The sequence below is a fragment of the Paenibacillus sp. JT31N7 genome (genome assembly GCF_059692095.1).
Genome location: NZ_JCAUAT010000002.1, coordinates 714,058 through 726,136, shown reverse-complemented (window position 1 = coordinate 726,136; position 12,079 = coordinate 714,058). Strand labels below are relative to the sequence as shown.

Annotated in this window: 10 protein-coding genes and 1 other annotated feature; of the genes, 8 read left to right on the top strand and 2 right to left on the bottom strand. The window is 56.7% G+C overall.

What is annotated here, in order from left to right; all coding sequences use genetic code 11:
* Positions 1–9: 9 nt before the first annotated feature.
* Entirely contained in the window at positions 10–1,233 is a 1,224-nt protein-coding gene (locus AC58P5_RS13540) for an ArnT family glycosyltransferase (protein ID WP_497387217.1), read from the top strand.
* 59 nt (positions 1,234–1,292) lie between these two features.
* Positions 1,293–3,251, top strand: a complete 1,959-nt coding sequence (locus tag AC58P5_RS13535; protein ID WP_497387215.1) for an FAD-dependent oxidoreductase — start codon at positions 1,293–1,295, stop codon at positions 3,249–3,251.
* Between the two features lie 214 nt (positions 3,252–3,465).
* Here the strand turns inward: AC58P5_RS13535 and AC58P5_RS13530 are convergent, their stop codons facing one another.
* Positions 3,466–4,008, bottom strand: coding sequence for a DUF4352 domain-containing protein (locus AC58P5_RS13530; RefSeq protein WP_497387213.1), 543 nt, complete (start codon positions 4,006–4,008; stop codon positions 3,466–3,468).
* 136 nt (positions 4,009–4,144) lie between these two features.
* Positions 4,145–4,408: a binding site (T-box leader), on the top strand.
* Between the two features lie 187 nt (positions 4,409–4,595).
* On the opposite strand from AC58P5_RS13530, the gene trpS reads away from it, so the two are divergent.
* A complete protein-coding gene (gene trpS / locus AC58P5_RS13525) occupies positions 4,596–5,585 on the top strand; it encodes a tryptophan--tRNA ligase (RefSeq protein WP_497387212.1) in 990 nt (329 codons plus the stop codon).
* A gap of 143 nt (positions 5,586–5,728) precedes the next feature.
* On the opposite strand, the gene AC58P5_RS13520 is transcribed toward trpS, so the two are convergent.
* Positions 5,729–6,670 carry an aldo/keto reductase gene (locus AC58P5_RS13520; RefSeq protein ID WP_497387210.1) on the bottom strand — a complete coding sequence of 314 codons (942 nt, stop codon included), beginning with the start codon at positions 6,668–6,670 and terminating at the stop codon, positions 5,729–5,731.
* A 168-nt stretch (positions 6,671–6,838) separates the two neighbouring features.
* Here AC58P5_RS13520 and AC58P5_RS13515 point away from each other — a divergent pair, with 168 nt between their 5' ends.
* The 5 genes from AC58P5_RS13515 to pheT all read left to right on the top strand — a co-directional run bounded on the left by AC58P5_RS13515 (position 6,839) and on the right by pheT (position 12,073).
* Positions 6,839–7,408: a TetR/AcrR family transcriptional regulator gene (locus AC58P5_RS13515; RefSeq protein WP_497387208.1), complete on the top strand. Its 570-nt coding sequence runs from the start codon at positions 6,839–6,841 to the stop codon at positions 7,406–7,408.
* 43 nt (positions 7,409–7,451) lie between these two features.
* Positions 7,452–7,799 (top strand): DMT family transporter, encoded by a 348-nt coding sequence (locus AC58P5_RS13510; RefSeq protein WP_497387206.1) that lies wholly within the window; start codon positions 7,452–7,454, stop codon positions 7,797–7,799.
* A complete protein-coding gene (locus AC58P5_RS13505) occupies positions 7,799–8,113 on the top strand; it encodes a DMT family transporter (protein ID WP_369994109.1) in 315 nt (104 codons plus the stop codon). The genes AC58P5_RS13510 and AC58P5_RS13505 overlap by 1 nt, the downstream gene beginning before the upstream one ends.
* 450 nt (positions 8,114–8,563) lie before the next feature.
* Positions 8,564–9,598, top strand: coding sequence for a phenylalanine--tRNA ligase subunit alpha (gene pheS / locus AC58P5_RS13500; protein WP_497387204.1), 1,035 nt, complete (start codon positions 8,564–8,566; stop codon positions 9,596–9,598).
* 24 nt (positions 9,599–9,622) lie between these two features.
* Positions 9,623–12,073, top strand: a complete 2,451-nt coding sequence (gene pheT / locus AC58P5_RS13495) for a phenylalanine--tRNA ligase subunit beta (protein ID WP_497387202.1) — start codon at positions 9,623–9,625, stop codon at positions 12,071–12,073.
* Positions 12,074–12,079: the final 6 nt, after the last annotated feature.

Below are 12,079 nucleotides of genomic sequence, written 5' to 3'. Positions count from 1 at the left end.
AGCGGAATCATGAACCGTAAAAAATGGGTATGGGGCGCATTGGCGGTAATTTTTCTGCTGGCGGCATATGTGAGGATCGATTTTCTCCGTTCGGTCGACCACGAGATGCCCCACGACTCGCTGAATTACGATACGATGGTCAGACAACTGCTGGAGACGGGAGTATACGCCTATAACGGCGAGACCCCGAACGCGCTCGTGACCCCCGGTTATCCGCTTTTTTTGGCGGCAGTATATGAGATGGCGGATTATAAGGAGCACGACCCGCTTCCCTGGGTCCGGTACATACAGGCGCTGCTGAGTCTGGGCGCTTTGGGGTTCGTCTACCGGATTGCGAGAAGGTTTTCCGGCGAGCTGACGGCACTCATTGCGCTTCTGATCGCGGCCGTATATCCGCCGTTCGTCTGGGCCAACGGGGCCATTCTGACCGAGGTGCTGGCCATTTTCCTCTTGATGGGATATCTGCTTGCTCAGATCCGGGTTTTCGAAACGCCTTCTTACGGACGGGCTGCGGCCGCGGGAATCTGGCTCGGTCTGACCGTGCTTGTACGCCCCGAATTTCTGCCGCTGATTGCCGTGGCTTTCGCGTTCCAGTGGCTGCGGGACAAAGAAGCGAGAAAGCGGACGATCCGGCAGTTTGCCTGCTCCGCCGCGGCCGTTGTGCTGCTGCTTGCGCCCTGGTGGATTCGCAATGCGGTTACGCTGCATCAATGGGTCGCGACGGCGACCCAGGAAAATCCGTTCAGGGCGGGAACGTATCCGTACAATACGTTTAACGACGAGAGTCTGGTCGATCCTGCGGGCAAAACGGAGAAAGAGCTGGCCATAGCCCGGTTGAAAGCCGGTTTCACGACGCAGCCGGGGCTGTTTATCAAGTGGTATACGATCGGAAAAATGCAGTACGTATACCAGAGCGTATACCGCGGCGGCGGCCATGAGCCGTATTATGCGGTAATTCCGCTTAACGCGAACCTGCTTCACCGCACGCTTGCGCTGTCCGGCGCCATAGCCGTTCTGGCCGCACTGAGGCGCTGGAGGGAGACCGTCACGCTGCTGGCTCTCGTGATTATCACGATGAGCCTGATCCGTCTCGGCTTCGTGGCGGATTACCGCTACAACGTCACGATGATGCCCTTGATCATCATTCTGGATTGTGTCCTGGGCCGGCGTGCGATTATGTGGTGGAAGGGCAGGCGTACACAGAGGGCCGCGGTTTTGAAGCCGGTTGAATAAAGAAACGAAACATGCAAACGAATGAAATGAAAATGAAAATGAAATTTACGAGGTGCAAAATGTTGCGTTCACTTTTTACAGGTAAAAAAAGTCTTTTACTCGTTCTTGTTCTAGTTCTTCTGGTGGGTGCCGGAGGGGGCTGGTATTATTATTCCTCCAAGTGGAAGGCCGCTGTCGGGGGACCGCTTCCGGCCAAGCAGGAGCTGACCAAAGTCGTATCGGCCGACAAGCTGCAAGACAGCTATGACATTGTTGTGGTCGGCACGGACCCCGAAGGCGTCAGCGCGGCCGTGTCCGCGTCCCGCAGCGGGCTGAAGACCCTGCTGATCGAACCCCGCAAGCGTACGGTTCTGGGCGGTCTTATGACGGAAGGCTGGCTGAACAGCATCGACATGAACTGGGACAAAACCGTGTCGACTCTGCCCGGCACAGAGCCGGAGTATTTCAACCAGGGCATTTTCAAAGAATGGTACGAGAAAATCGAAGGGCATTCCTTTGACGTAACGACGGCGGCCAACGCGTTCAACAAGCTGGTGCAGGATGAGAAAAATATCGACGTCTCGATGGACGGCTACAGCGTGGAGCCGGTTCTTAAGCAAGAAGGAACCGCTCAAACCGTAACCGGAATCACCGTGACTAAACAAGATGGGACGAAACAGACCATCGGCACCAAAACCGTGATCGACGCGACCCAGGATGCGGATTTCGCCGCGGCTGCGGGAGTGGCTTTTACGATCGGACGGGAAGATATCGGGGATAAAAAAGCCCGGATGGCCGTCACGGCCGTATTCCGGCTCAAAAATGTCACGGACGATGTGTGGAGCAAGGTCGCCAAAAGGCTGAACGGCGACAATGATAAGGATACGGGCCTGGACAAAATGTCCGCTTGGGGATACGGCAAAGAGATGGCGGGCTATGTGCCGCTGAATAAAGAACGGATGAAGATGCGCGGACTCAATATCGGCAGACAGCTTGACGGTACGGTGCTGATCAATGCGCTCCATATTTTCAATATCGACGGCTTGAATGCGAAATCCCAGCAGGAAGGGCTGGAGATCGCCGCCAAGGAAATTCCGAATGTCGTCAAATATTTGAAGACGTTCGATGAATTTAAGAACGTCGAGCTGGACAGCATCGCTCCCGAGCTGTATGTGCGTGAAACCCGCCACATGGAGGGGCTGTACAGGCTCAGCGTCGTGGATTTGCTGGAAAACCGCGACCAGTGGGACCGGATCGCCTTCGGATCTTATCCGGCGGATATCCAAAGAACGTCGCCTAACGATAACGGCGCGGTCGTCGTTCATCCGACGAAGTACGCGGTTCCGTTCCGCAGCATCGTACCGCAGAACGTAGACGGCCTTCTCGTCGTCGGCCGGAGTGCCAGCTACGACACGCTGGCACACGGCAGCGCCCGCGTCATCCCCGTCGGCATGGCCGAGGGCGAAGCGGCAGGAGCGGCGGCCAAGCTGGCCGCGGAGAAGGGTGCGACCTTCCGCGCCATGGCGGAATCCAAATCCCTGATCGCCGAGCTGCAGAAGCGGCTGAACGACCAGGGGATGGACCTCAAGCCTTACAAGCTGGACGAAGCGGCGTTTATGAAGCATAAGGCGTATCCCGGCCTGAAGGCGGCGGTATCTATGGGCATCGCTTACGGCTCTTATGCCAACGTGGGCTTTAAGGAGCTGGATAATCCGTCGAACGCGCAGCGGATAGTCAACCAGATGAACAGCGTAAGACGGATGTTTGCCGCTTCTTTCCCGGGAGATCCTTCCGCCGCCGTAAAAGGGGTGGAGGAGCCTGCGAAGAAAACGCTGACTCTGCAGCAGGCGAGCTACACGATCGCGCTGGCCGCGGGGCTGAAGGTAGAAGCCTCGGAAGCGCAGGCCGCGCTGGAAAGCGGCGGGCTGCTCAGCAAAGCGACCCTCGGCATCATCGCCAATAAAGAGAAGTTAAGCGACGGCGATGTGTACATGATGCTCAAAGACGCGGTAGAAAAGCAGGCAGGGGCGAAATTCTAGAAAACCGAAGACTGTACAGGCGGGAACGGAGCGCTATAAGGGCCAGGTTCATCTGAAGGCCGGGCCCGGGTGACTTGAAGAGTCCCTCCTGCGCAAGAGATGCTTACGAAGGACAGACTTGCGGAAAACGGGATATAGCCGTTCCTGAAAAAATTGAATGCCCTGTTCCGGCGCCGGGACAGGGCATTTTCTTTTTCGGGCTTTTATCGCAAATTTATTGCAGATTGATTTTTACCGCTTTGTCCGGCCCCGCATTTTCTTTGTGAAGAAGCTGGAGCCTGGGATCGCCCTTGGGCTGCTCGAACACCAGAGTGCCCGAAACTGTGCCGCCCGGAGCCAGTTCGCCGTATTTGAGGCCGGTTTCCCCCGAGAAGGAAGCAAGGACTTTGTCGCTGGTCATTCCCCGGCTGTTGGCCATTTCAAAGCTGTAGGGGTTGTATGCGAGCTCTTTGGTGCCGGAATTTTCGATATTCAGCGTGACCACGACAAATTCGCCGTCCGGCAGGTTAGGTGTCTCGGGACCCTGCTCCGTAAATTTTTCCACTTTGCTTACTTTAATTTTCGCATCCCCGATTTGAACGGTATCTTCTTTGGAGTATTCCTGAGCGGGAGGCGCGGCATAACGCGGGGCTTTGGCGGCGGAGGACCGGTCTGCGGCGCCGCCCTGTTTGAGCGGGGATGCTTGCTCCTTATAGTCGCCGCATGCGGTCAAGGCCAGACACGAAACGGCGGCAAGCAGGCCGAGTTTTGTTTTCAAGAGACTCTCCCCCAATCTGAATGTTCTTCGTTAAGACTTATAACCCGCAAACGAAACCAGGTAAACAATTCCGGCGCAAACAATTGCCTTCCTCGACACCGCCTGATAAACTGATGGAAAGCAAGCCGAAAGCATATCGATCACGATGAAGAAGAAGAGTAAGCGTCAGGCAGGACTTCAGAGAGCTGATGGCAGGTGAGAATCAGTGTCAGGCAGACGCCGAATGGGCTTCCGAGTGCCGGTCCGAACCCCTTTGCGGGCAAGTAGGAGCCGGCGGCATCCGGTCCGGCCGTTATCCTTGGACCCCGTATCGAAAGCAGCCCGCTTTCCGTACGTTAGAGCGCGTTTGTCCAGGCAAACGAACAAAGGTGGTACCGCGAAGAGAAACTTCGTCCTTTTTTAAGGACGGAGTTTTTTTGTTGTCCGGTTTACGTTTCGGGCCTTAATCTTCGAAAACATTTTATTTCACATAAAGGGGGTGATGGCCGTGGAAGACGGTTGGTGGTGGCGTCCGGAAAGCAGGACGGAAGCAGTGCGGAACCATTTGCGCAAAAACATTAAAACCAACACTCAAAGGAGCAACGAATATGGAACGAATATTAACGGGAGACCGCATCACCGGGAAGCTGCACCTCGGTCATTACGCCGGAAGTTTGAAAAAGCGGGTGGAGTTGCAGCATCAGATGGAAACGTTTCTGCTGCTGGCGGATGTGCAGGCGTTGACGACTCATTTTGAGGACCCGGATCTGGTAAGAAAACATCTGCGGCTTGTCGCGCTGGACTACTTGGCGGCCGGAATCGATCCGGAGAAGGCAGTGCTCTGCGTGCAGTCGCTCATTCCGGAAATCGCCGAACTGACGGTGTTTTACTCGATGTTCGTCACCGTCAGCTCGCTGAGGCATAACCCGACGACCAAAAGCGAGGCGGAGCAGCGGGGGTACGACGATTTGTACTACGGCTTCCTTGGTTATCCGGTCAGCCAGGCGGCGGACATCACGTTCTGCAAGGCAACGCTAGTCCCGGTGGGCGACGACCAGGTTCCTCATATCGAGCAGACCCGCAAAATCGTCCGCAGATTCAACTCGCTCTACCGGCCGGTGTTCGAAGAACCCCGGGCGCTGGTCGGTCATACGCCGCGCCTGATCGGCCTGGACGGGAACGGCAAAATGAGCAAGAGCCTGGGTAACGGCATACAACTCGATGCCTCTGCGGAAGAGATAGCGGATAAGCTGAAGCGGGCCAAAACGGATCCTTCCAGAATCCGCAAAGACGATCCGGGACATCCCGGGATTTGCCCGGTCTTCTCCTACCACGAAGCGTTTCGGGCCGAGGATGCCCCGGAAATAAAGGAAAGCTGCGAGCGGGGAAGCATAGGCTGTTCCGCTTGCAAAGAGAAGCTGGCGGAAGGGTTGCACGTCCTGCTGGAGCCGATGCGGGAGCGCAGGGCTTATTACGGGGCGAAGCCTGCCGAAGTGGACGAAATTCTCCAATCCGGCACAGCCAAAGCGCGCGGCATCGGTCGCGAAACGATGCGGGAAGTGCGGGAAGCGATGCGGATTGATTATTTCGGACGTTGACGGGCCAGTGCGGCAGTGTACCTATGCCGTACCGCAAGGCTCCGTAGGGCGCCCAGCCATGCCGCAAGGGTAGCCGGGCAGCCGCACGGCAACGCAAAAAAGCCTATCCGTTAAAAATCCGGATAGGCTTTTTGCGTGTGCAATCATGCGCCGGAAGCTTCCGCTTCTTCCGTCCATGCTTGCGGGTGGTTGTCGCTCAGATACTGCGCCGCTTTCGCGTTGCTTTCGACTTGAGCGACGTTTTTGCAGCCCGGGATGACGGCGCTGACCGCGTCATGCTTCAAGCACCACGCGAGGGCCCACGTCGCCATGTCCATCGCTTCCGGCACTTCGTGCTCGCGGATGCGCTGTACCTCCTCGAGCTTGCGCTGTGTCTCGGCGGGGTCGTGCCGGTGGCGCGTGTCCGTGGCGGCGAAAGTGGCGCCCGGCTTGTACTTGCCGCTGAGATAGCCGCTGGCGAGGGGAACGCGGGCAAGTACGCCGAGGTTCTGCTGCAGGCACGACTGGAACACGCTCTCTTCCGGAGCGCGGTCGAGACGGTTGTACACGACCTGAATCGCTTCCGAGCCGACCTGCGTGGAGGCGGCTACCTGATGAAGGTTGTCGTTCTTCGCGATGGAAGTGCCGATGTGAAGAATTTTGCCCGCCTGCTTCTGTTTGTCCAGCGCCGTCCACAGGGCGTCGTTGTCGAACACGGAATCCGTTCCCGAATGGAACTGGTACAAGTCGACGTAGTCTAATCCCAACGCTTTCAGAGAGGCGTCCAGCTGCCCGATCATATCTTCCGCCGAAAAACGCTCGTCCCGTTTAAACCGGTCATGGTAATGGTGGCCGAACTTGGTCGCCACGACCCAGCCTTCACGGCCCCGGCGGCTCAAATAATCGCCGATAAACGATTCCGACAAATGATCGCCGTAGCATTCCGCCGTATCGATGAGGTTGATCCCGAGCTCCTTTGCCTTATCCAGGACAGCGTCCACTTCGTCCTGCGTAAAATCCTGTCCCCATTCGCCGCCGAACTGCCATGTGCCGACGCCGATCACGGACACTTTTAATCCCGTTTTGCCGAGTGTGCGGTATTTCATCTTTTCAACCTCCCGCGTGCGTATTTGACCGTGTCGGATCCGGAATCCGTACGGTATATTCTCTTTCATTTAAAGGGAAAATGAAGGCAAAGTCAAAATGCCGCTTGATCCGAAAGCGAAAATGTGACATACTATACCTAACTAATGTTAGTTAGGAGAATGAGGCTCATGAATACCCCCGAGCGGATCAAAGCGGCCGCACTCGATTTGTTTGCCGCCCAAGGCTACGAAGGCACCTCCATGGCGAATATCGCGGAAGCCGTAGGGATTAAAACGCCTTCCATCTACGCACACTTTAAAGGCAAAGAGGAATTGTTTCTCAGTCTGCTGCAGGATGCGTCCCGAGGCGAGCTGGAATTTGCAGCTTCGCATCTGGAAGCCGGCGGCGAAGCGCTGGACTGCAAGCTGTATAAGCTTTTATCCCATACGCGCAGCAAGTACGAGCATAACGGTTCGACGAAATTCTGGATCCGGATGATGTACTTTCCGCCGTCTTCGTTGTACAGGGAAACGATAGATCTTTCTTATACGTACTTGTCCCGGATGGAGGAACGGCTTACGTCCGTGTTTACCGCGGACCGCGCCGCTATCGGCGTGGACCCGGACAAAGCAGCGGCCGCCTTTCTTTGTCTGATGGACGGGGTGATTGTGGAACTGCTGTACGGTACGGCCGAAAGCTATAATAAAAGGCTGGAGGCTTCGTGGGACGTCTACTGGCGGGGAATCTCCCATTCATGAGCCTTCATAAGCATACGGGGAAAGAAGGAGGCACAATTCGATTATGAATCGGAACTGGTTATATGTACTGGCGGCGGGACTGCTGGAAATCGGCTGGGTTTCGGGTCTGAAACATGCGCATGACGCGTTTACCTGGATATTGACCGTAGCCGCGATCCTGCTCAGCTTCTGGGTGCTGCTGATGGCGACAAGCCGTCTGCCCGTAGGAACGGTGTACGCGGTATTTACGGGGATCGGCACGGCGGGAACGGTCCTTACGGAAACGATCGTGTTCGGAGAGCCGATCAGCTGGCTGAAGATTGTCTTTATCCTGATTCTGCTCGGCGGTGTGGTCGGGCTTAAAATCACGACGAAAGAACCGGAAGAACCGGCGAAAGGAGCGAATTCCTGATGGCATGGGCCGCACTGATATTGGCGGGATGTTCGGAAATTTTCGGCGTACTCGCCATGAACAAAATCGCGCAGAAGAAGACGATTTGGGCTTACGCGCTGCTTTTCTTCGGCTTCGGCATCAGCTTTTCGCTGCTGTCCTTTGCCATGGAATCCATCCCGATGGGCACGGCTTACGCGGTGTGGACGGGAATCGGCACATGCGGAGGCACACTGCTGGGCATGTTTATGTTCGGCGAGTCCAAAGACTGGCGCCGCATCCTGTTTATCGCCATGATTATTTCGGCGGCCGTAGGACTCAAGCTTCTTACGTAACCGCCGTATGTTCTTTTTTTTTTTGCAAGGGAAGCGGGCATTGAATGGGCTTGCAACGCCGCGCCGATTTTCATATAATAGGTGGCATAGTTAAACGCAGCATCAATTCCATAGCAAGTGCAATGAAGGAGAAAAGTACGCAGTGCTTCCTGACAGGGAGGAGACGCCGGAGATTGAGAGCGTCCCCGTGGAACCAGGCTGCCGAAGTTCGCTCCCGAGCAGTCTCTTGAACCGTGGCCTGCGGCCAGTCAGTAGAGAGTACCGGCTACGAACCGTTATTTCGAAGAGTGAGACACGTCAGAGGCAAATGACCTTCCGGGAAGGCATTTTGCGCAGCAGGCGGTCTAACAAGGGTGGTACCACGGCTTTTTCGTCCCTTACCGGGCGGAGAAGCTTTTTTTGTTGTCCGGAAACCGTCAAGGGTTGCCAGATCTAAAGGAGGGATTACACATGAGAGAACGTTTGGAAGCGTTAAAAGTACAAGCGCTGCAGGAATTGGCCGCCGTCGGCAGCCAGCAGGAGCTGAATGAGCTCAGAATCAAGTATTTGGGCAAAAAAGGGCCGCTGACCGAAATTTTGCGCGGCATGGGCGCGTTAAGCGCGGAGGAGCGCCCCGTTATCGGCCAGGTGGCCAATGACGTCCGCGGTGCGATCGAAGAAGTGATCGCGGCGAAGCAGGAAGAATACGACCGCCAGGAGACGGAAAACCGCCTCCGCGCCGAAACGATCGACGTTTCGCTGCCGGGCCGTCCGTCCGTACAGGGAGCCGTTCATCCGCTGAACAAGATCGTCGAAGAGATCCAGGACATTTTCATCGGGATGGGATTCACCGTCGTGGAAGGGCCGGAAGTGGAGCGCGATTACTATAACTTCGAAGCGTTGAATCTGCCGAAGGACCACCCGGCGCGCGATATGCAGGATTCGTTCTACATCACCGAGGAGCTCCTGCTCCGCACGCATACGTCCCCTGTTCAGGTCCGGACGATGGAAGGCCGCAAAGGAGCCGTGCCGGTCAAAATCATTTCTCCGGGTAAAGTGTACCGGCGCGATGACGACGATGCGACGCACTCCCACCAGTTCACGCAAATCGAGGGGCTTGTCATCGACAAGAACATCCGGATGAGCGATCTGAAAGGAACGCTGCTGCAGTTCGTGCGCGAGCTGTACGGCCCGCAGACTCAAATCCGCCTGCGTCCGAGCTTCTTCCCGTTCACCGAGCCGAGCGCGGAAGTCGACGTGTCCTGCATGATGTGCGGCGGCGTAGGCTGCCGGACCTGCAAGCAAACCGGCTGGATCGAAATTCTGGGTTCCGGCATGGTTCACCCGAAAGTGCTCGAAATGTCCGGGTACGATCCGAACGAATACAGCGGGTTCGCCTTCGGCATGGGGCCCGAGCGCGTAGCGATGCTTAAATACGGGGTAGAGGATATCCGTAATTTCTATACGAACGACCTGCGCTTCCTGAAGCAGTTCGTCCACCTATAAACCGGAGAGAAGGAGGAGAAGACGATGAAAGTATCTTATCAATGGCTGTCGGAATATGTAGATGTACAGGGCTTCACGGCTGAAGACCTTGCAGATAAAATGACACGGAGCGGTATCGAAGTCGACATTGTCGAATCGCTGAACAAAGGCGTGTCGGGCGTTGTCGTCGGCTTTGTCAAATCGAAGACGAAACATCCCGATGCGGACAAACTTAACGTTTGTACGGTCGATGTCGGAACGGGTGAAGACCTGCAGATCGTCTGCGGAGCCAAAAATGTGGATGCCGGACAAAAGGTCCCGGTTGCCGTTATCGGCGCCGTACTTCCCGGAGATTTCAAAATCAAGCGCGCCAAGCTTCGCGGCGTGGAATCCCAGGGCATGATCTGCTCCGCCAAAGAGCTGGGCATGAACGATAAACTGCTGCCGAAGGAAATTCAGGAAGGTATCCTGGTTCTTCCGGAAAATACCGAAATCGGAAAGCCGATCGTGGACGTGCTGGCTCTAAGCGACAATGTCCTGGAACTCGAGCTGACGCCGAACCGTTCGGACTGCCTGAGCATGATCGGCACCGCGTATGAAATCGGGGCCATTCTCGGACGTCCGGTGAAGCTGCCGGAAGAAGGGCGCAACGTTAATGTGGATTTCAGTGCCGTCAAAGCGGAAGACAAAATCTCCGTTTCGATCGCCGCTCCCGAACAGTGCACGCATTACGCGGCGCGCCTCATTGAGGGCGTCCGCGTCGGCACGTCTCCGCTCTGGCTCCAGAACCGCCTGATGGCGGCGGGCATCCGTCCCATCAATAACATCGTAGACGTGACGAATTACGTGATGCTGGAATACGGCCAGCCGCTGCACGCGTTTGACGCGGATCAGGTCGCGGGCGGCAAAATCGAGGTCCGCCTTGCGAAGGAAGGGGAGAAGCTGGTTACCCTGGACGATGTGGAGCGCACGCTGGAGCCGCACATGCTGCTCATAACCGACGCCCTCAAACCTATCGCGATTGCGGGCGTTATGGGTGGCGCCAATTCCGAAGTGACGGAAAGCACCACTTCGATTTTGCTGGAGTCGGCACGGTTTGCCGGCCCGTCTGTCCGTAAAACGTCCCGCCAGCTCGGTCTGCGTTCGGAGGCGAGCCTCCGTTTCGAGAAGGAAGTCAACCCGGAAGCGGTCATTCCTGCACTTGACCGTGCGGCGGCTCTCCTTGTGCTTTGCGCCGGAGGCCAGGTCGCCCAAGGCATTGTGCAGGAGACCGTTCAAACCTTCTCCGGCGTCAAGATTCCGTTGAAGCTGGAACGTGTCAATACGTACCTTGGAACGGATCTTTCGCTGCAGCAGGTAAAAGAAATTTTCGACCGTCTCGGTCTCGAATACGGACTGCTTGAAGAAGACTCTCTCATCGTTCACGTGCCGGGCCGTCGCGGGGATATCACCCGAGACGTTGATCTCATCGAAGAGGTCGCGCGTCTGTACGGCTACGACAACATCCCGACGACGCTGATGACCGGCGTAACGACCCCCGGCTCTTTGACGCGCGAACAGTCCCTGCGCCGGACCATCCGCCGTCTGCTTGCGGGAAGCGGTCTGCACGAAGTGATCACGTACACGCTGGGACAGCGGGAAAATGCCGCAGATTATCCGGGCCTTTATCCGGAATACGCGCCGATCCCGCTTGCGATGCCGATGAGTGAGGACCGCAGCGCCCTGCGCACGTCGCTTGTGCCTCATCTGCTTGAGGTGGTGAGCTATAACCGCAACCGGAACAACGACGATGTCGCGATTTTCGAAACGGGTACGGTATTCCTGTCCAAGGAGACGGCCTTGACCGCACAGCCGCAGGAAAAGCGTCTGCTGAGCATCGCGATGACCGGAAACTGGAGCGGCGCTCACTGGGGGCAAAAAGCCCGCAAAGCCGACTTCTACGATTTGAAGGGCGTGCTGGAACGGGTCCTTTCTTACCTGGGCGTAAACATCGAGTTTAGGTCCGCACAAAAAGAAGGCTTCCACCCGGGACGCACGGCGGAGCTATTCCTGCTCACTCCGGAAGGAGAGCGCCGGTCCATCGGATACATGGGGCAGCTGCATCCGACGCTTCAGAAGAAGCGGGATCTCGAAGATACCTACGTGCTGGAAGCCGAGCTTGATCCGCTTCTCCAGCATGCCGATTTTGAAGTGGACTACCGCATACTTCCCCGCTACCCGTCGGTAGGGCGCGATATGGCGCTCGTCGTGGACACGGCTGTTCCGGTAGGCGATCTCGAACGGCTGGCGGCGGAAACGGCGGCGGAGCTGCTGGAATCCATCCGCGTTTTCGATGTTTACACGGGAGAACGTCTGGGCGAAGGCAAAAAGAGCATCGCTCTGGCGCTGGTGTATCGTCATCCCGAGCGCACGCTTCAGGACGAAGAAGTCACAGAAACGCATGCGCGTGTCGTGAAGGCATTGGAATCGGCGTTCGGAGCCGAGCTCCGTAAGTGATCTTTC